Source organism: Candidatus Edwardsbacteria bacterium, assembly GCA_031082425.1.
GTDB lineage: Bacteria > Edwardsbacteria > AC1 > AC1 > EtOH8 > UBA2226.
Genome location: JAVHLB010000008.1, coordinates 104,014 through 123,216, shown reverse-complemented (window position 1 = coordinate 123,216; position 19,203 = coordinate 104,014). Strand labels below are relative to the sequence as shown.

17 protein-coding genes are annotated in these 19,203 nt (G+C 59.3%); all 17 read right to left on the bottom strand.

All coding sequences use genetic code 11. From position 1 onward, the window contains the following. Positions 1-66: 66 nt before the first annotated feature. The 17 genes from dnaB to RDU76_09280 all read right to left on the bottom strand — a co-directional run bounded on the left by dnaB (position 67) and on the right by RDU76_09280 (position 19,202). Positions 67-1,455, bottom strand: coding sequence for a replicative DNA helicase (gene dnaB, locus RDU76_09360; protein ID MDQ7799130.1), 1,389 nt, complete (start codon positions 1,453-1,455; stop codon positions 67-69). Next, a complete protein-coding gene (locus RDU76_09355; protein ID MDQ7799129.1) occupies positions 1,445-2,125 on the bottom strand; it encodes a uracil-DNA glycosylase in 681 nt (226 codons plus the stop codon). The genes dnaB and RDU76_09355 overlap by 11 nt, the downstream gene beginning before the upstream one ends. Beyond that, positions 2,122-3,318, bottom strand: a complete 1,197-nt coding sequence (coaBC, locus tag RDU76_09350) for a bifunctional phosphopantothenoylcysteine decarboxylase/phosphopantothenate--cysteine ligase CoaBC (GenBank protein MDQ7799128.1) — start codon at positions 3,316-3,318, stop codon at positions 2,122-2,124. Before coaBC ends, RDU76_09355 begins: the two co-directional genes overlap by 4 nt. Continuing rightward, positions 3,311-3,505: a DNA-directed RNA polymerase subunit omega gene (gene rpoZ / locus RDU76_09345; GenBank protein MDQ7799127.1), complete on the bottom strand. Its 195-nt coding sequence runs from the start codon at positions 3,503-3,505 to the stop codon at positions 3,311-3,313. Before rpoZ ends, coaBC begins: the two co-directional genes overlap by 8 nt. A 20-nt stretch (positions 3,506-3,525) precedes the next feature. After that, positions 3,526-4,140, bottom strand: coding sequence for a guanylate kinase (gmk, locus tag RDU76_09340; protein MDQ7799126.1), 615 nt, complete (start codon positions 4,138-4,140; stop codon positions 3,526-3,528). A 553-nt stretch (positions 4,141-4,693) separates the two neighbouring features. Next, entirely contained in the window at positions 4,694-6,214 is a 1,521-nt protein-coding gene (locus tag RDU76_09335) for a hypothetical protein (protein ID MDQ7799125.1), read from the bottom strand. 21 nt (positions 6,215-6,235) lie between these two features. Continuing rightward, positions 6,236-7,111, bottom strand: a complete 876-nt coding sequence (locus RDU76_09330; GenBank protein ID MDQ7799124.1) for a YicC/YloC family endoribonuclease — start codon at positions 7,109-7,111, stop codon at positions 6,236-6,238. Between the two features lie 329 nt (positions 7,112-7,440). Beyond that, positions 7,441-8,007, bottom strand: a complete 567-nt coding sequence (locus RDU76_09325; protein MDQ7799123.1) for a prepilin-type N-terminal cleavage/methylation domain-containing protein — start codon at positions 8,005-8,007, stop codon at positions 7,441-7,443. Between the two features lie 2 nt (positions 8,008-8,009). Beyond that, positions 8,010-8,633, bottom strand: coding sequence for a hypothetical protein (locus RDU76_09320; protein ID MDQ7799122.1), 624 nt, complete (start codon positions 8,631-8,633; stop codon positions 8,010-8,012). Position 8,634: 1 nt separating this feature from the next. Then, on the bottom strand, positions 8,635-9,471 hold the full coding sequence (locus tag RDU76_09315) for a hypothetical protein (protein ID MDQ7799121.1): 837 nt from the start codon (positions 9,469-9,471) through the stop codon (positions 8,635-8,637). Between the two features lie 261 nt (positions 9,472-9,732). After that, the gene (locus RDU76_09310) at positions 9,733-11,868 is read right to left on the bottom strand and encodes a glycoside hydrolase family 57 protein (GenBank protein ID MDQ7799120.1); all 2,136 of its coding nucleotides are present in this window, start codon (positions 11,866-11,868) and stop codon (positions 9,733-9,735) included. Positions 11,869-11,878: 10 nt separating this feature from the next. Further along, positions 11,879-12,553, bottom strand: coding sequence for a tetratricopeptide repeat protein (locus RDU76_09305; protein ID MDQ7799119.1), 675 nt, complete (start codon positions 12,551-12,553; stop codon positions 11,879-11,881). Between the two features lie 91 nt (positions 12,554-12,644). After that, positions 12,645-13,724 (bottom strand): sn-glycerol-3-phosphate ABC transporter ATP-binding protein UgpC, encoded by a 1,080-nt coding sequence (gene ugpC, locus RDU76_09300; protein ID MDQ7799118.1) that lies wholly within the window; start codon positions 13,722-13,724, stop codon positions 12,645-12,647. A gap of 208 nt (positions 13,725-13,932) precedes the next feature. Continuing rightward, positions 13,933-15,426, bottom strand: a complete 1,494-nt coding sequence (locus RDU76_09295) for a DHH family phosphoesterase (protein ID MDQ7799117.1) — start codon at positions 15,424-15,426, stop codon at positions 13,933-13,935. A gap of 1 nt (position 15,427) precedes the next feature. Further along, positions 15,428-16,312 carry a hypothetical protein gene (locus RDU76_09290; GenBank protein ID MDQ7799116.1) on the bottom strand — a complete coding sequence of 295 codons (885 nt, stop codon included), beginning with the start codon at positions 16,310-16,312 and terminating at the stop codon, positions 15,428-15,430. After that, the gene (locus tag RDU76_09285; GenBank protein ID MDQ7799115.1) at positions 16,309-17,655 is read right to left on the bottom strand and encodes a CehA/McbA family metallohydrolase; all 1,347 of its coding nucleotides are present in this window, start codon (positions 17,653-17,655) and stop codon (positions 16,309-16,311) included. The genes RDU76_09290 and RDU76_09285 overlap by 4 nt, the downstream gene beginning before the upstream one ends. Then, entirely contained in the window at positions 17,652-19,202 is a 1,551-nt protein-coding gene (locus tag RDU76_09280) for a 5'-nucleotidase C-terminal domain-containing protein (GenBank protein ID MDQ7799114.1), read from the bottom strand. The genes RDU76_09285 and RDU76_09280 overlap by 4 nt, the downstream gene beginning before the upstream one ends. Position 19,203 lies beyond the last annotated feature (1 nt).

Sequence of the window (19,203 nt, the reverse complement as noted above, 5' to 3'; positions counted from 1 at the left end):
GCTTCCCTCCCCGCTGCGGGGAGGGAGTGTGGGTGGGGTCTGCCCGGTCAGAAAGGGCAGAGAAATTTAGAACGGATCGGTTCTCTGCTCCTGGGTCTGGTTCTCGAACCGGGTGTACTCCTTGAGGAAGGTCAGGTTGAACTTTCCGGTGGGGCCGTTCCTCTGCTTGGCGATTATCAGCTCGGCGCTGTCGGCGTCCGTCTGCTCGGACTGGCTCCGTTCCTCCTTGTCCTTGTAGACGCCCTTCTGGCGGTGCAGGAACAGCACCACATCGGCGTCCTGCTCGATGGCCCCCGACTCGCGCAGGTCGGACAGGATGGGACGGGAGTCCTGGCCCCGCTGTTCGGAGATGCGGGACAGCTGGGAGAGGGCCATCACCGGGACATCCAGCTCCTTGGCCAGGGCCTTGAGGGAACGGGATATCTCGGAGATCTCCTGCTGGCGGTTCTCGGAACGGTAATTGGAGCCCCGCATCAGCTGGAGATAATCCACGATGATCAGCCCCAGGTCCACCTCGGACTTGAGCCGCCGGGCCTTGGCCCTGATCTCCAGGGGGCTGGAGCTGGAACTCTCGTCGATGTATATCGGGGCCTCATGCAGCAGGCCGGCGGCCGAAACCAGCTTGGTAAAATCCTGCTGGGAGAGATAGCCGCTGCGCACCTTGTGCCCCGGCACCCGGGCCTCGGAGCACAGCAGGCGGATGACCAGCTGTTCCTTGGACATCTCCAGGCTGAATACCGCCACCGGTATCTTGTTGGTTATGGCGGCATGCTGGGCGATGTTCAGGGCGAAAGCGGTCTTCCCCACCGAGGGGCGGGCCCCGACGATGACCAGGTCCCCCTTCTGCATTCCGGAGGTCATCTCGTCCAGGTCGGCAAAACCGGTCTCCACCCCGGTGATGTGCCGCTTCTCCTTGTACATCTTCTCCACCATCTCGAAGCTGTCCTTGATGAAGGAGCCCAGCGGCATCAGATGCTTGCGAAGGCGCTTCTCCTTGATGGAGAATATCAGCTGTTCGGCGCGGTCCAGCAGTTCCTCGGCGGTCTCGCTGGCCTCGTAGCAGGAGGTAACGATCTGGGTGGCGGAGTTGATCAGCCGGCGCACCACCGCCTTCTCCAGCACGATCCGGGCGTAATAATCGACATTGGCCGCGGTGGCCACGCTCTCCACCAGCCGGGTGAGGTAGACCGGGCCCCCGGCATCGTCCAGCCACTTAAGGCGCCGCAGTTCGTCGGCCACCGTCACCAGGTCGGCCGGCTGGTTCTTCTCGTAGAGGTTGATGATGCCCCGGAATATCTTGCGGTGGGCCGAGGAGTAGAAATTCTCCTCGTCGCTGATGATCTCCACCGACCGGGAGACGGCCTCGGGCGACAACAGCATCGATCCCAGCACCGCCATCTCGGCGTCCTGCGACTGGGGCGGCAGCCTCTCTATCATGTTGTTGCTATCGGCCATCGGACCTTTCCTGATCGTATATCTTTCTTACCAACTGGACGTCCTCCCAGGTCTGCCGCTTCCAGGCCGGGTTCCGCAGCAGGGCCGCCGGATGGAAGGTGGGCACCAGCTTTATATCGTGATAGTAGTGGATCTGGCCCCGCAGCTTTGAGATCGGGGTGGTGCTTTTCAGCAGGGTCTGGGCGGCGAAGGTGCCCAGGGCGCAGATCACCTTGGGTTTTATCAGCTCCAGCTGCCTGACCAGATAGGGCTCGCACATCTCGATCTCCCGGGGCTCCGGGTTGCGGTTGCCCGGCGGGCGGCACTTGAGGATGTTGCAGATATACACCTGGGAGCGGTCCAGCTTGATGGCCTCGATGATCTTGGTCAGCAGCTGCCCGGCGGCGCCCACGAATGGTTTTCCCTGCAGGTCCTCATCATGGCCCGGGGCCTCGCCCACGAAGACCATGTCGGCTTGGGGATCCCCGTCGCCGAAGACGAAGTTGGTGCGGGTCTTGGACAGCGGGCATTTGGTGCAGCCGGAGATCTCCTTTTGGTAGCGGGCCAGGGCCCCGTTCCTGCCGGAGCCAGATATCACCGGCTTTTTGCTCAGCACCAGTTCGCTGACGCCCTGCTCCTGCTCCTGGAGGAGATATTTCCTGAGCCGGCTGATGGCCATGGTTGAGGTCACTTATCGGCTCCTATCAATTTGATGGTCCGGTCCAGGATCAGCCCCGCCAGGTTGGATTTCGGCATCGGGGGGAATTTGGCGGCCTTCCCTTTTTTATCGATGATCACTGCCTGGATGTTTTCGCTGGACAGCGTTTTGGCCGGGTTGGCCACGATCAGATCCAGTTTTTTGGCGGACAGCTTCTTCCGGGCGTTGGCTATCAGGTTATCCGTCTCCAGGGCGAAACCCACCAGCACCGTCCCGGCTTTTCGCCTGCCTGCGGCCAGTTGGATTATATCGGGATTCTTTTTAAGGATCAAAGTCATATCGTCGTCATTTGTTTTCTTGAGCTTGCCGGAGGCGATATTTTTTGGGGCGTAGTCCGCCACCGCCGCCGCCATGATCAATGCCCGGTTATAGGGCAGTTCTTTAAGCACCGCCTGGCTCATCTGGGCGGCGGTATTAACCGTTATATGTTTGAATACCTGCGGAGCCGGGACATCGGCCGGGCCGGATATCAACGTCACTTTGGCCCCCCGGCGGGCGGCCTGTTCGGCCAGGGCCATGCCCATTTTGCCGGATGAGCGGTTGGAGATGAACCTCACCGGGTCCCAGGGTTCCTCGGTCCGCCCGGCGGTGATGATCAGCGGAATGTCCCGGTAATCATCCTTCCAGCCCAGCAGGCCAAGGATTTCATTCTCAATATTATCCAGCGAAGCCAGCCGGCCGCTGCCCTCCGTGCCGCAGGCCAGCCGGCCTGATTCCGGCTCCACCATCCGCCAGCCGTTATCCGTAAGGCGCTTGACATTCTGGCGGACGATCCGGTTCTGCCACATATTGACATTCATGGCCGGGGCCAAGAGCACCGGGGCCTTGACGGCCAGGGCCACCGTGGTCAGCAGGTCGTCGGCGATGCCGGCGGCGGCCTTGGCGATAAAATTGGCCGAGGCCGGCACTATCGCCAGCACATCGGCCAGCTGGGCCAGGGATATGTGTTCGATATTCTGCGGCTTGGAATCCGGAAACAGTTCCCGGGCCACCGGGTTGCCAGACAGGGCTTCGAATGAGGCCGGGCCCACCAGCTGGCAGGCATTGCCGGTCATGATCACCGTCACCCGGCAGCCTTTCTTCCTCAGGCGGCCGACCAGGTCCAGGGCCTTGTAGGCGGCGATGCTGCCGGTCACCCCCAACACTATGTTGGGGGCTTTAGTCATTGCCGTGGAATTCCACCTTGTGGTCCCTCAGCCGCTCCAGGGCCAGCGAGATGGGCTTGAGGGCCATGTCCATCCGGCCCATCCTCCGTTTGTCGTTGAGGCGCCGGGCCTCCTTGGCGGCCACCAGGACCGCCATGTATTTGTTCTCCATGCCTTCGCTCAGCTCTTCGATGGGGATGAAAGCCATTGCCGGTCTCCTTAAAGATTTTATATTATTTTTATGATCTCGTCCTTGTTGTACCTGGAAAGCCTGAGCCGCTCGGCCCGGATGATGGCCACCACCGCATCGATGGCCTGGCTGAGGTCGTCATTGACCAGCCAGTAGTCGAAATCGCCGATCTGCTCCATCTCCAGCCGGGCCTTGTTCAGACGCTTGCTGATCACCTCGTCGCTGTCGGTGGCCCGGCTCATCAGCCTCTGCTTGAGGGCCTCGATGGAGGGCGGGATCACGAAGATGCTGATCGCCTGGGGGTATGTCTTCTTGACCGACCGGGCCCCCACGGTATCGATGTCCATGATCACATCCCGCCCCTGATCCAGCTGGCCCGAGATGTCCTTGCGGGGGGTTCCGTAATAATTGTCGTGGACCATGGCCCATTCCACCAGAGCGTCGCTCTCCAGCATCTTCTCGAAATCGGCCGCCGACACGAAATGGTAGTCCTGCCCGTGCTTCTCGTTGGGGCGGGGCGGCCGGGAGGTCACCGATATGGAATAGACGATCTCGGGATGCCTCTCCACTACCTTGCGGCACAGGCTGGTCTTGCCCGCCCCGGACGGGGCGGAGAGTATTATGGGGAAACCCTGGCGTGTCAGGTTATGCATATAAATAAGTAATTGGCATTAAATATTTTTGAAAGTGGGTCTGCAGCAACTTAAATGTTACTTTCTTATGACCCTTCACAAACAAGGCGGGTTGTTTTTCTCAGGGCAGGCGCCGAAAGTAACCAAAGGCACGTCCTGAGTCAGTCTGCTTGTTCGACAAACTAAGGAAATCTTTGCCTCGCCCAGTTCTGCGGACAGTAAGTCCTGCGCCCAGGCATTCATTGAACCAGAACTTGCAGGATGTCTATGACGCAATGACTGCTTTATCGGGGCTTAAGTGTGCGCCGCTTCACTGATGGCGGGGCCCCGGGTCGCATCAGCGCTGCTGCCTGGTAAAAGCCGCCGTTAAGAATGTTTTGCCTGCTGGTGCCCGGTTTCGTGATCAAAACATTTAGGCGGCTGGTTTCAGGGCTACCGGGCAGCGGTGCAGCGACAGTTCTCTTTGTAGCTTTCTCTTCAAAGAGAAAGCGGAGGACATATATTCAGGCACAGGAGCTCCGGTCTTTGTCACGGCTGGAAATGATTTCTTGAGTTTGCTGCCGGTGTTTTAATTTCAGATCGATACCCTGATCCCGGCGTTGAGGGCGATGGTCTCCCAGGGCTTGAAGTCCTCCATCTTCTCCAGATTGGAGGTGCTTAATAACCCGTTGGCCAGGTTGATCCGGGAGCCCAGCATCAGCTCGCCCTTGGGAAAGGGGATGCCCACCCCGGCGCCCAGAATGACCATAGGTGCTGATTTATAGGACTTGTCATCTTCTATGACCAGATATTGCCAGCGGCTGGCCAGCCCCAATCTTAAGCTGGTGCGTTTGATGGACAGCGAGGTGCCCAGCGAGGCGTAGGCGTTGCCGATCATGGGCCATTCCCCGGTCATCATATCCATCCCACCTGTTGCCCCGATTCGCAGCCCCCAAAGTTTAAAGCCCAGCGAGGCCTTCAGGCTGGTCATCCCGGGAAGCTCGATCTCGCCGGTGTCGGCGGCGGTCTTGCGGGTGTATTCCACCCCGCCCAGATTGAGTTTGACATCGCCGGTGAATGTCTGGCTGGCGCTGTCGTACTGCAGACTGCTGACGCTGATGCTGTCCAGCAGCGGCTGGCCTTCGGGCAGTCCCGAGTTGTTGAAGTAATATCCGGAGAGTTTGTAGGGCATTCCCATTTCCAGGGACATCCCCAGCTTGACGATGGGCAGTTCCATGTTCCCGCCCAGCACCAGGCTGTACTGGGTCCCCTGGAGGTCGCTGGAGAATTTGCTGTAGAAGATGGAATCACCGAACGGGGCGTAGATATCCACGTTGTCAAAGATCACGCTGGAGCCGCCGTAATTGGCCGAATCCAGCTCCCCCCTGAGGCTGTCGATGCTGCCGGACAGCTTGAGGCTGGTGTTGGCCAGCGCCTCGATCCTGGTCACCTTAAACCCCATCCCCATGTTGATGGGACCGTATTTGGTGCCGGTTCCCACGAAGATCGGCTGGTTGGAGATCCGGGCCTCCCCGCTGCCCTTCAGGCGGACGTTGGTGACCGCCGAGACGTTGAAGGTCACCGGGACCGCCAGTCCTCCCGGCAGCAGCCCGTTGGCGTCGCTGGTCAGGATATAATCGTAGGCGTAATTGAACCTTTGGGAGATGTCCATATCCGCCTTGTCCAGCCCGGCCTCCACGGCAAAGCTCCTCTGGTAGGCGATGCCCACCCCGAAGGGCCCCATCTTGCCGGCCACCCCCACGTAATCCAACCCGCCCTGGTCGGTCAGGGTCAGGTAGGTGGGTATATTCAGTTCCCCGGTCACCTCGGTGCTGTCCATCAGCCTGATGTCGGTGCTCATGCTGGCGTCCTTGGACAGGCTGCCGGCCACGGTGACGTCCATGATCCCGGTCCTCCCCAGGCCCCCGGGGTTGTTCATCATCCCCACGCTGCCGTGGGCCAGGTTGAGGTCCAGAAAGCCCAGGTCCAGAAAGTACAGGTTCAGCTCCGGGGTGGACATGGAGATATGGACCTCCATCTGGGTGGCGAGGCTCTGGGCGTTAAGGGCGGCGGCCAGCGCCAGGCCCAGGGTCATTGACAAGAACATCTTCTTCATGGCAAATTCCTTCCCTAAATATTATTCCACGTTCTGGGCTTGTTCCCTCATTTTCTCCAGGTTCTCCTTTATCCGGACCACCAGCTGGGATATCTTGTCGTCGTTGGCCTTGGAGCCGATGGTGTTGGCCTCGCGGTTGATCTCCTGCAGCAGGAAGTCCAACCGCCGGCCCACCGGCTGGGCGGTGTCCAGGTATTCCTCGAAGGCCTTGATATGGCTGGCGAAGCGGACGCACTCCTCGCTGATGTCGCACCGGTCGGCGTAGACCGCCGCCTCCTGCATCAGCCGCTGGGGGTCCAGGGCCGTTCCCTGGGAGATCTTTTTAAGGCGCTGGGCGAACTTGTCGCGGAACTGCCGGATCCTCAAGGGGGCCAGCTTCTCGATGGACGAAATGCTCTTTTTCAGCTCGGCGATGTTCTTGCGGAGATCGGCCGCCAGGGCCGAGCCCTCGCGGATCCTCATGCGGTCGAAATCGTCCAGGGCCTTCTTCAGGCAGGACTGCAGGCCGGACCAGGCCCTGCCCTGCGACAGCGGGGCCTGACGGCTCCTGAATATCTCGGAGAAGTGGCAGAGGTCCTCCAGCTCCACCGGGTCCTTTATCCGATAGCGCTTGCGCAGGATGTTGAGCAGTTTGTAAAAATGGTCGGCGCTGCGGAGGTCCAGCTCCGGCAGGTCGGGGGCTTCGCCCCCGTTGTAGGTGGCGGTCAGGCTGACCGAGCCGCGGGCGATGCGCTTCTGCAGAAACTTCTTGACCTCCGGCTCCAGGCTGGCGAAGGCCCGGGGCAGCCTGATGCCGAAGTCGGTGAAGCGGTTGTTCACCGAGCGTATTTCCAGGGTCAGGCGGGAGCCGTTAAGGGTGGACTCCGCCCGGCCGTATCCGGTCATGCTTTTTATCATAAGGCCCCAATATAAAGTCTTATTATAACATAAATTAGGGTGATGTCAACGGAAAATAAAAGACGGCCGGGATAAGGCCGCCGATGATGGCTGAATAGATCATTAATTGCATGTGATTTTGCGAATTTGGCGGCCTGTCATGTCATTCCCGCCCCGCATCAAGTGCGGGACAAACCCTGAGCCAGCAGGGCTTGCTTGCCTTACTCAGGGCAGGCTTCCGGCGGGAATCCATGAAATCAGGCTTGAAAAAAAGCCAGGGTCAATCCGCTGTGCCCTTTATGCGCTTAGTGGTTAAAATCCCTCCGCACCTCTGCGGTGAAGAAAAACCCTCACTCCCCGATCTCGATCTCCACTATGGCCGGGGGGATCCGGGGAAAGGTCGATCCGGTGTAGCTCTCTCCGGCCCTGGTGACGGTCAATCTCAGTTCCATAGAAGCCACCTGCGATATCTCGCCTCCCCGGATGATCCCGTTCTGGTCGGCATCGGCGGCGGTAAAACACTGGTCCGGGGTCATGGCCATGGCACTGTCGTTCATCGGCTTGTATCGGATATCGAATGCGGCTGTTTTATACCCCGCCGGCAGGACCGGCTTGGAATTGACATACAGAACACTGTCCTTGGTGCCGCGAAATATGGAGATGGTGTCGCCGTTTTGGGCCGCCAGCAGCATTCTCAGCGAATCCCCCTCCAGCCAGCCGAAGGAATCGGATACCCTCCGGTCCAGCCCGTTCAGCGCCTGCTCGGTCTGCATATAAAGCTCATGCCTAAGCTGATTCCTGGCGAAGGCCCGGAACGTCGGTACCAGCACCCCGAAAATGCCCGCCATCACTATTCCGAATATGGTCAGGGCTATCATCGTTTCCAGAAGCGACCAGCCCGAATCCCTGATCCTCATGTTCATTCCTTCTTGATGATAAACCCGCTGTCGTTGATATACAGGCCGTATGTTTCTTCCGCCGGGTACTGGAAGGCGGCGATGCCGTAGGCGGCGTCGATCAGCTTTGTCCGCTGTCCGTATTTGAGCAGGCTTTTCCACAGCCCGCGGTGGGAGCTGTCTATCACGTAACGTCCCGGGGCCAGGGAGCAGGTGTCCGATTCATAGCGCCCCGAGAACCGGTCGATCTTGTAATAGGCCCCGGCCCCCAGCCACCTCAGCAGCGGGTTCCAGCGGACGATGTAGCCCTCCACCATCCACTGGTCGCCGTTCAATTCGAAATTAAAATGCTGCTCGGTCTTAAGGTCGGTAAACTCCATCCTCAGGCCCTGTCCCTCCTGCCGGGCGGAGATGGCGCCGATCCGCTGGTCGTGCAGGTAACGGTTGAGGGTCTGGATGAACAGCGACAAAAAGATGAAGGCCGCCGAGAGCACGGCCAGCACCGCCGAGTTCAGCAGCAGGTTGAGGGCCCGTCCGGCCCCGGCCTTTCGCTTGGCCAGGCGGCTGATCAAATAGATGAATACCAGCAGGGCGATCAGCCCGATTGTCAGGCCGATCAATCCGGTGGAAACGGCGAACTTGTCCATTTTATCTCCTCTTTATCAGATATATCACCAACAGGGCGGCCAGCCCCAGGCAGGCAGCCAATGCACCCAGGACGGCATATTCCCGGGACGGATAGACATCGAACCTGCCGGAAGGCATTTTGCTTGTTTTCAGACTGTCGGGCGGGATGCGTTTCATCGGACCAGCATATTTATCCTTGTTCTGCAGATAATCGGCCAAATAATCGAATCCGTCTTTGCTGTCATAGCCCATCAGTACATCATCATGCCGGAGGGGATTGCGGCCGGAGATCTGGAAATAAAGCCGTCCCCGGTCGTCGTATTCAAAAACTTCTCTGGGATAGATGCCGAACACTTGCGATGGCAAAAGCCGGCCTTTCAGATCGATCTGCAATTCGGTATCCTGCATCTGTCCCTCCCAGGCCCGGGCCTGCTCCAGCAGAAATCCCAGGAAGAACGAGCGGCGGACATTGCCGCCCCGGGCCAGCTGGGCCGGGCCGGTCCTGACGGCGTAGGATAATCTTAACGTATCCCGGCTGCCGGGAGGGATATCCACCATCCAGCCATACCACTGGCTGACCGAATCCCGGTACGATTCCGGCAGGGAAAGGTATATATCGCTTGATCGGAGATCGGTGGTGATGGTTTTTACCGTCAGATCCCGCCCCTTCCAGGATATTTTCAGGTCGAACAGCGAATCCAGCTTGATTATGGATATCTCGTCGTGGGAAAAACTTCCGCTTTTGGGGAGTCCCAAAGAAATTGCAATATTATTTTCACTGCGGTTGCCCAGGATGATCTCCGCCTTGACCACCGCCAGTCCGGGATAGAGTTCAGCCAGTATTGTCTGCCTTTCCATAAAGGCCCGGTCAGGGCGGCCGTTATTCCGGGCCGGGAGAGGAACAATGGTTCGCCCTATCCCCGCTCCCTGCAATACCGGGGTGGCGGCCCCTGAAGGCCTGGCCGACAGGAGAAGCAACGCCAGCAAACAACTTATTCTGTTTTCAAATCCATACATCGATTGTGTCTTATTTTAAATTTGCTTGCCGGCTTCGGTTTTCATAAAAGCAATATATCTCTGTGCCCTTTGTGCTCTTTGTGGTAGAACCACGGCCTTATCTCAAGCCTGCCAGAAGTGGTCCTCGAAATCCCGGCCCGGCACCTTTATCGTTATGGGCGGCCCGTCGGGATGCTTCTCCAGTTCGCTGCCGCCCTCCTCCAGAATGAGCAGCAGGCCCACGCTTTCTCCGGCTTTGGCCCCGGTCAGTTCAAATGGTATCCTCAGCTCCACGATCCGGTCCATTGCTATCAGGCAGCCCTCCGGCCCCTGCTGTTCCTTTAGGCGGAAGATCATGGTTCTGCGGACCGGGCTGAGCAGCTCCACTTTCAGCCGGGCGTCGCCCAGCGATCCCAAATTCGATTCGGGTGAAGGGTCCAGCCGCAGGTAAAAATTCCCGGCGTCGAATCCGAAGTGGACCGACCGGAAAAAGCTCTGGCTGCGCCGCATGGCCCCTCCGTTGAGATGGACGTCATAGACGCCGCTGCCCGACCACTCGTAGAACTCGGTGACCCGGCCGTCGATGGCCGGGGTGATAAAGGCGATGGGCTGGGACACCGGCTGGCGTTCCGCCCCCTCTTTGGCGATCGGCCGGAACAGCCGCTCCGGCGCCTCCATCTCCAGCAGTTTGTACACCGCCCGGAGATGCCCCCGGAACAGCTCGTCGAACTCGGCCAGATTCTCGCTGGAGAAGTTGCCGCCGTACCACCAGCACCAGTCGCTGCCCTCGGCGGTGTAGATCTGCTCCATCACCTGGCGGTATCTCTGGGGATCGCCCTCCAGGGTTTTCTGATTCTGCTGGACCGCCTGGCGGGCCCGGAGCAGCTGCTCCCAAGCCTCGTTGTCCTCCTCGGCCCCGATCCATATCCGGAAATCGCTGTTTATCCAGGAGCCGGGAAACAGTTTCGTCAGGCCGGGCAGATCATGCTGTTCGTCCAGATACTGGCTGAAGGTGCAGCACCTCAGCTTTTGGCTGGATGACAGACGGCCGTACAACTGGTTAAGGAATTCATGGCCGTCATCCGGAAAGAATTCCCAGACATTCTCGCCGTCCAGTATTATCGGGGCGATATGCTTTGCGGCCTCGGTCCCCAGTTTTTCTGCCGACTGCTCCAGCCTGGCCACCAGGTCCCGGGCCGCCTGGGCCGGTTCCCAGTTGTAATAATCAAAGCCCAGCTTGTCCGAGATCACCCGGTCCCGGAAGAACAGGCTGCAGCTGCCCAGTCGATAAGGACGATATAAGACCTCAGGATGGGCCAGCTCGTGGCCCTGGCGGAGATGCCGGCCCAGCGACCGTTCCAGGATGCCCTCGTCGCTGGCCAGCCAGCGGACCCCCGCCCGGTCCATCAGCTCCACCGTCTCCCGGCTGACGCTGCCCTCGGAGGGCCACATCCCGGCCGGCCTCCGGCCGAACAATTTCTCCATGTAATCAAGCCCCTGGGTGATCTGGGCGGAGGCATCCTCCGGGAAAACAAAGGCCGGAGGCAGGGGGGCTCCCGGCATGGATTCCCGGGCGATATTGCTGTCGCACAGCAGCGGCAGGATGGGATGGTAATAGGGGGTGGTGGATATCTCCAGTTGCCCCGAATCCCAGGCCTGCTTATACAGCGGGATGATCGAGGCCAGGATGGCCTGCTGGCTGTCCCACAACAGCCCCTTGTCCTCCTCGGTAAAGTTGCTGCCCTTGGCCTTAAGCCGGGCCAGCTGGGGATCTTTTGGGAAATGGACCGGATCCGTCCATCCCAGATTGAACCAGACCTGCAGATCACGGATGTCCTGGACGCTGAACCGTTTGGCGATATCGGCCAGATCCCCGGGCTTGGGATTACGGCCCCGCTTGTTAAGCAATTCTCTGTATCGGGGATGGACCTCCACCATGTTGGCCCAGTTGGCCATGAAAAAATCCCGCAGCACAAATTGCTTCTCCTCGGGGGACAGATCGGCGGCCGGCTTTTTGCTGACCTCCAGATGCAGATCGCTGCAACTTCCCGATACATAATCCTGGAGCTGTTCCAGCAGCACCGGCACCAGATTGAAGCTCAGCTTGATATCCGGATGCTGCCGGGCGACGGAGACCATGTCGTAATAATCCTTCAGGGCATGCAGCCTGACCCACGGTAGGCGAAAAACCCTGTTATCCGGCTCCCGGTAACAGGGTTGGTGCATGTGCCACAGAAATGCGACGTTCAGGGCAGCCATGGTTCCTTTCTCATTCCGCCGGCGGAAGCATGGCCAGGGCCGACCGGGCCTTCTGGGCGTTCTGGTCATCGGGATATTTGCTGACGATGCTCTGATATGTCTCGCGAGCTTTGATATTGTTTCCGGCCGCCCGGTAGCACCGGCCGGCTGACAGCATGGCGTTAAGCGAAACATAGTTCTGTTTGGGATAGCGCTGGAATATCTGCATATATTCCTCGGCAGCTTTATTGAAATCACCCGACTGCTCATAGCAGGCGGCCACCCCGCCGATGGCGGCCGACATCAGCAGATAGCTTTTGGGCTTGGCCTGGACCGCCCGCTGATAATACTTCAGGGCCTCCTCCTGGTTACGCATCTGGAAGTTTAGATTGCCCAGGTTGACCATGGCCTCCTTGGCCGATTCGGTGCTGCCGAAACGCTTGATGATGTCCTCGTATCCCTGGCGGGACTGCTGGGCGTCGCCGCTGAACAGGGCGGCATGGGCCGATCCCAGAAGCAGGTTGGCCTCCCGCTCGTTCTTGGTCCGGTTCTGGGCCACGAAGAATAATCCGATCACAATGATCAGGGCCCCCACCAGGACGGCCAGGATCTCGGTGCTGTATTTCCGGAACAGGTTTATGGTCTTGGCCATGTCTTCGGCGAACTCGTCGTGTTTCAGCCGGTGCTTGCTGATATTATGCGACACTTTTAAATTCTCCCTTAATTTCTATAATGTTTTTATTCCGTCAATGTATGATTATATATGAATTGACCGGGGACTGTCAAGCCGGATAAACCTATCTTATCCTCTGCCCGTCGGACTCCCTGAATAGATGGGCCTCGGAAGATCTGAAATCCAGGCTGATGTGGCTGTTCTGCTCCAGCTTGACATTGCCGAAGCTCCGGGCGATGACCTTGTATCCGTCTGGCGAGGTGGTGTAGATCAGCGATTCACCACCCAGCTGCTCCACCAGGTCCACCACGGTCTTGAATCCCTCCCCTTCCTTTACCAGCGATATGTTCTCCGGCCGTACTCCCAGCAAAACCGGGGTGCCGTTCTCCGCACCGGAGGAGATATGCGGCAGCTCCTTTTCGATCTGATTGTTCTTGAAGGCAAACTTGCCGGCGGCGGATGTCATGTTTCCCGGGATCAGGTTGATCCCCGGGGTGCCGATGAAATTGGCCACGAACAGGTCGGCCGGATCATTGTAGATGGCCAGGGGCTCGCCCACCTGGTGCAGCCGTCCGTCCTTGATGACGGCTATCCGGTCGCCCAGGGTCATGGCCTCGGTCCGGTCGTGGGTGACATAGATGGCGGTGGTGTTCAACTGCTGCTGGAGCCGCTTCAGCTCGGCCCGGGTCTGGGTCCTGAGCTGGGCATCCAGGTTGGACAGCGGCTCGTCGAACAAAAAGACCTTGGGCGATTTGACGATGGCCCGGGCCAGGGCCACCCTCTGGCGCTGGCCGCCGGACAGGGCCTTGGGTTTCCGGTCCAGGTATTTTCCCATGTCCAGCATATCGGCCGTCTTGCCCACCTTTTCCCTGATCAGGGCCTTGTCCATCTTGGCCATCTTCAGCCCGAAGGCGATGTTGTCAAACACCGTCATGTGGGGATAAAGGGCATAATTCTGAAAGACCATGGCTACGTTGCGGTCCTTGGGAGCGACATCGTTGACCACAGCACTATCGATAGAAACCTTGCCCTCGGTGATCTCCTCCAGCCCGGCGATCATCCTGAGGATGGTGGTCTTGCCGCAGCCCGACGGGCCCACCAGAACCAGAAATTCGCCGTTGTTGATCTTCAGATCCACCCGGCTTACCGCCGTGACCTTTTTGTCATACACCTTGGTAAGGTTTTCAAGCAATACTTCCGCCATATTCTTTATCCCGCTATGTATTATTAAGGAGAGCAGTTAATAATAGTGGTCTTTTTTACCGCCAAGGCGCAAAGACCGCTAAGAAAATTGTACCCCGTGTCCTTGATATCATTTGGTTTTGTGCCGAATTTCCCCGACGTTAGACCCTTCGCGACCTTAGCGTCTTAGCGGTGATCGAATTTCCAAGGACTTCAATTAATTGCTGGGATTAACCATTGTTTGCTTTGATCTCCAAAAGATCCAAATAGAAATTACCCTTATGGGTGACATCCAGGATACAACGGCATTTGCAGCTTGCAAAATCCTGATTTTTCTGGCTGGCCATAAGATATTTCAGCCAATAGCGGTCGCCCGGCTGGCTGTATTGGGGCAAAAGCAAATTTTCAAATTCGCAGACCGGCGGCTGGTTGGCCGGGCCGAAGGGCGCCCGCAAAAGCATCTCCGGCAGGATCGGATCGATCTCCGACAGCCGAACAAGTTTATGGTCGGTTTTTTTTGATGGTTTCGCTTTCAGGATCAAAGATTGATTGCGGAGGCCGTATTCCTTAAGGGCCTCCATCAGCTCCTTCTCCCGGCCCTCCAGTACCGTGAAGCCGGCCGCCGGTTTGTGCCCGCCATGCTGGAGAAAGAACCTTTTCAGCTCGTTAAGCAGGGCCACGAAATCGAACGGTTCGAAGCCCCGGCATTCCCCGGCGGTCAGGCCGTTCTTGCGGCCCAGGATTATCACCGGCAGCCCGGTCCGGTCCCGGACCCCGCCGGCCACCGGCCCCACCAGGCTCCAGGGCAGTTGATCATCCTCCAGCACTTTAAGGGGATGGGGGTCGGCCAGGGCCATTTCGGTCTTGGCCGCCACCTGGTCCTCCATCCGGTTCAGCCAGAGCTGCTCCTCCGAGTACCGCTCCTGCCAATGCCGGGGATCAAAATCACCCTGCAGCAGCTCCAGGGTCTCATGGCTAAACCCCTGGGAGATGCCCGAGGACAGCAGGCTCACATAGGTCTGGGAGATCATCCTGGGCGACAGGCCCTGTTCGCTGGATATTCCCAGCAGATCGTTCAACCTGCCGATGACTTCGTTGCCGTCGATGAACCCCAATCCGCTCCGGACCATCTGCCAGTTCTCAGAGGTCATCGGCACCCGGTCGGTGATGGTGGCCAGGGCCGCCCAGGCCGTCCGCTGGGGATGTTTTTCCAGCCAGTCATCAGATGATTCCCCGTCCAACGCTGCCGCCAGATACAGGGCCACCCCGGCTCCGGCCAGATGGGGGGTGGGACGCCCCTCCTCCGGGATCTTGGGGTTGAGCAGACAGACAGCCTTCGGCAGCCGGGGAGGAAGTTCGTGGTGGTCGGTGATGATCAGTTCCAGCCCCTTGGCCGCGGCATATTCCGCCTCATCTATGCTGGAGATGCCGGAGTCCACGGTTATCAACAGCGAGGCCCCCCGGGCCAGCAGCTTATCGATCACCTCCCGGTCCAGGCCGTAATGGGTGACGGACTTGGGGGGGATGTAATAGATCACCTCTGTCTTGCCCCGCAGGGCATCCAGCATGATGGCGACGCTGGCAATGCCGTCGATGTCGTCATGGCCCCAAACGGCGATGATCCGATTCTCCCGGCAGGCCCGGTTCATGATCGCCGCCGCTTTTTGCAGCGAAGCCCAATCAGCCGGGTTTGCCGGCCTGGGCGTGGTGTGGCTCTCCGGCATGCTAGAAGCTGATCCCCATGGTCAGGGCCTGGATACGGCCCAGATCGCCGTAGGACCGGTAACCGTAGGCCACGCTGAGGTCCCGGCGCCCCAGCTTGTCTATCTCGATCCCCAAGCCCAGGGGAGAGCGGTCGGCCAGCTCGGGAACTTTTTCATAACCTATCTTCAGTTTCAGGCCTGACAGCGGTGCGGCCTCCAGGGAAAGGGAGGGATATCCGCCCTCCTCTTTTCTGATGTTATACTGCACCGAGCCGCTGACCTTTCCTTCAAAATATGCCGCCCCGGCTCCGGCCAGATATGCCGTATTAAGGGGATATTTGATATCGTTGTTCCTGGGATAATCCGGCCCCAGGTCCTTGACCATCAGGCTGCCGGTGATCAGGCCCCGTTTATAGCTCAGGGCGATATCCGAGCTCCAGCCCCAGTCGTAGCGGTCCGGCAGGTTCAGCCGGGAGGATTTCAAGGCCAGCCCCAGCCCCCAGGTATCGGCCAGCACCAGGCCGTAGCCCAGCCCCAGGTTGGTGGCCTGCGACTGGACGGTTCCCATCGGCCGGCCCTCCTCCGAATACCCGGCCATGGTCCCCAGTGACCAGTAGCCCAGGCCGAGGGAAACCGTGCCGTATCTTCCGGCCGGCAGCACGGCGCTGGACGAGCCCCCGTATACCTCCTGCCACCATTGGATCCCCGAGGCCGCCAGCACCCGGTATTTTATGAAGCCCAGTGATGAGGGGTTATGCATCAACCCCTGGGGTTCCCGGGATTGCAGAAGGCATCCCTGGCCGAAGGCCACCTGTTCGGCGGTGGTGGGCAGGTCCCAGTAAAGTAATTGGGCCCGGGCCGCCTGGGCCAGCACAATGGCCCAAAACACGAAAATTAATCTTTTCATCGGGACACCATCGTTTTCCCCAGGGAGGTCCTGGTTTCGGTGGCTGATCTCTGTTCCAGCCGGATGAAATAAACGCCGTTCATCACCTGGCGGCCCCGGGCATCCTTTCCGTCCCAGCCGATCGGCAGATCGGGCTGGCTTCCGGTTATCTCCCTTATCTTCTGCCCGGACAGGTCGAAGATGACCGCCTTGACCGAAGTTGCGCCGGACAGGGGGGTGAAAACGATCCGGGCAAAATTCCTTATGGGAGTGGGCCAGGTGACCACCGGGCTCTTCTCGGATACCCCATCTATATGGATCGGGCTGGTCCAGGCCCGGTCGCCGTCGGTCTGCAGGGCCTTGACAAAATAATACACCGTGCCCAATCCAATGCTCTTGTCCAGCTCCCAGACGGTCTGGTTGGAGGCCGGGATCAGATTGAAAGTATCGGACGGAATGCCGTTGCTGTAAAGCAGCAGGCTGGCGAAGCTGGTGGATGCCCGGGCTTCGATCCTGATCTTTGCCGTCCCCTCCTGCCGGATGAAATGCTGGCCCTGATAGCGGCCGTCCACCGAAAGCAGCAGCTCTATCCGGTCATCGGCCGGGCTGACCTCCATGGCGGTGGTGCGGCGGGCCTGCAGGGCCTCCAGGACGGCCGCTTTGGTCAGGGTGTCGGCCCAGATCCCGGTCAGCGGGATGTTGCCGTAGGAATTCACCCGGTTCCCCCAGTCCCGGCGATGGTTGTCCTGGTTGGACGAGGCCCCCACATGCCAGCCCTTCTCCAGGGCCCTGAAGTAGGCGTCCTCGTAAAGGGTGCTGCTGTTGATCACTTCGATCAGGTCCATGGCCCGGTCGTAATCCTGGTAATAATAAAGATCGTTGAAATTGCTGTTCCAGGAGGAATCGGGATGGCAGTACATGGCCGGGTGTCCCTGTTCCAGGATCCAGGAATAACAGCCCAGCAGGTCGCTGTTGTTGTAGGGCCACAGCCCGGGGGCCTCCCAGATGTTGATGTGGCCGAAGCCGGAGCTGCCGATGCTGCCCACCTCCTGTCCGGACAGGGCCACGAACCGGCCCGGCGCGGTGATGGTGTCGGCGATCAGCCTCAGGTTCTGGTAATGCTCGGGGGTGATGGAATAGCTTACCCCGCCGAAGCTCCCGCCGTTGTTGTGCTCGGTCAGGGCCTGAACATCCACCCGGGCCACATCCCGGGCGTAGGCGTAGGCGGTGTCGGGGGTGCTTTCGCCGTCGGAATAGCTGGTGTGGGCATGCAGGTTGCCGTAAAAACATCGGTACTCCGCCTGGCTGGCGCCAGCCCGGATCATCAGCAGGCATAAAAACAGTATCCTGAATGTCATCCTCATTTGAGCAACTCTCCGCCTCCTTCCGCTTTTCTTATCCGGCCCTCGATCCTGGCCTCTATGGGCGATCTTTTCCGGACATAGTCCACCATGGCCTGCCTCAGCTGGATGTAGGTATCCGAGCGATTGGCCCCCTCCTGAAAGATCTTGTAATTGCCGCCGCCGGCCCCCAGAAAATTATTGGTGACCACTTTGTAGACCTTGGCGCTGTCGATGGGCTGGCCGTTTACGGAAACACCGACCACCCTTTTCCAGACCGGTTTTTTGGTGTCGTAGGTCATCTGCAGGCCCCCCACCTGGAAAATGGCGTGGTAGCCCAGCACGCTGGTCTCGCAGGCCCTGATCACCTGGCTGCCGGTCATATCCATGGTCACCAGGTAATTGCCGAAGGCGTCCACCTTGTAGAGGCTGCGGTAGGTTATCTCGCCCTTCATGATGTCGGCCTTGATGCCGGCCGAATTCTGGAAAGCGATGTCGGCTCCGGTGGCCTCCATCATGGCGTCGCATACAAAGTTCCCGATGGAGCTCTCCTTGTCGCCCCCGCCGCGCTTGATATCCGCCAGGGACCGGCCCACCGGCTCATCAAACCCCTTTTCGGCCCGGGCTGCACTTTCGGACACTATCCGGTCCACCATGGTATCCTGGGGGACCGCCTCGGTGAACAGTTCCTTCAGTTCGCTGTTGTATCCCACTATCCGCCTGGTGTCCGGGTCTATCATCAGGTCCAGTTTCCCGATGGTGGTCAGATGCCCGAAGGTCTGGACGATGATGGTGTGATGCCTGGGATCCTCGTAGGCGGTGCGCAGCCCGGTGTGGCTGTGGGACCCGATGATCACATCGATGCCGGCCACGGTGTCGGCGATGGCCTTGTCGTGCCGGAAGCCGGTGTGCAGCAGGCCGATGATCAGGTCGACATTCTGGGCCTTGAGCGAATCCACCATCTGCTTGGCGGTGGCCGACTCCTTGGCGATATCCAGGCCCTGGATATGTTCCGGGGTGGCCATGCCGCGCAGGTAATGGGTGATCAGGCCGAAGATGCCGATCCTCAATCCGCCCCGGTCCAGAACAATATATGGTTTGAGATAGTCAACCGTGCCCCCGGTGGCGGAATCCAGCAAGTTGGCCCCCAGAGTCGGAAACTTTGCCGCCGAGATCAGATCCTTAAGTATCTCCTGCCCCTTGTCGTAATCGTGATTGCCCACCGTCATGGCATCGTAGCCCATCAGGTTCATGAAGTCTATCACCGCCCGGCCCTTGGTGAACTCCCCCAGCGGGGTCCCCTGGAAGATGTCCCCGCCCTCCACCAGCAGGAAGCCCCAGCCGTTCTGCTCGGCCCGCTGGCGCTCCTCCTTGATGATGGTGGCCACCGCCGCGGCATTTCCGATGGGGGGCGGAAAGTTCGGATTGATCCACCAGGCCTCCTCCTGGGGCAGGTGGCCGTGGATGTCGTTGGTGTGCAGGATCACCAGATGCTGCCATTCCTTGGCCTGGGCGGTCCCGGCTATCAGAAAGATCAGGGACGCGATTATAATTTTATATTTCTTGAACATG

Coding starts and splice junctions, on each gene's coding strand:
- dnaB (MDQ7799130.1), bottom strand. CDS start 1,455: ATGGCCGATAGCAACAACATGATAGAGAGGCTGCCGCCCCAGTCGCAG.
- RDU76_09290 (MDQ7799116.1), bottom strand. CDS start 16,312: ATGAAAAGATTAATTTTCGTGTTTTGGGCCATTGTGCTGGCCCAGGCG.
- ugpC (MDQ7799118.1), bottom strand. CDS start 13,724: ATGGCGGAAGTATTGCTTGAAAACCTTACCAAGGTGTATGACAAAAAG.
- RDU76_09310 (MDQ7799120.1), bottom strand. CDS start 11,868: ATGGCTGCCCTGAACGTCGCATTTCTGTGGCACATGCACCAACCCTGT.
- gmk (MDQ7799126.1), bottom strand. CDS start 4,140: ATGCATAACCTGACACGCCAGGGTTTCCCCATAATACTCTCCGCCCCG.
- coaBC (MDQ7799128.1), bottom strand. CDS start 3,318: ATGACTAAAGCCCCCAACATAGTGTTGGGGGTGACCGGCAGCATCGCC.
- RDU76_09280 (MDQ7799114.1), bottom strand. CDS start 19,202: ATGTTCAAGAAATATAAAATTATAATCGCGTCCCTGATCTTTCTGATA.
- RDU76_09295 (MDQ7799117.1), bottom strand. CDS start 15,426: ATGCCGGAGAGCCACACCACGCCCAGGCCGGCAAACCCGGCTGATTGG.
- RDU76_09315 (MDQ7799121.1), bottom strand. CDS start 9,471: ATGGAAAGGCAGACAATACTGGCTGAACTCTATCCCGGACTGGCGGTG.
- RDU76_09330 (MDQ7799124.1), bottom strand. CDS start 7,111: ATGATAAAAAGCATGACCGGATACGGCCGGGCGGAGTCCACCCTTAAC.
- RDU76_09320 (MDQ7799122.1), bottom strand. CDS start 8,633: ATGGACAAGTTCGCCGTTTCCACCGGATTGATCGGCCTGACAATCGGG.
- RDU76_09325 (MDQ7799123.1), bottom strand. CDS start 8,007: ATGAGGATCAGGGATTCGGGCTGGTCGCTTCTGGAAACGATGATAGCC.
- RDU76_09335 (MDQ7799125.1), bottom strand. CDS start 6,214: ATGAAGAAGATGTTCTTGTCAATGACCCTGGGCCTGGCGCTGGCCGCC.
- rpoZ (MDQ7799127.1), bottom strand. CDS start 3,505: ATGGCTTTCATCCCCATCGAAGAGCTGAGCGAAGGCATGGAGAACAAA.
- RDU76_09285 (MDQ7799115.1), bottom strand. CDS start 17,655: ATGAGGATGACATTCAGGATACTGTTTTTATGCCTGCTGATGATCCGG.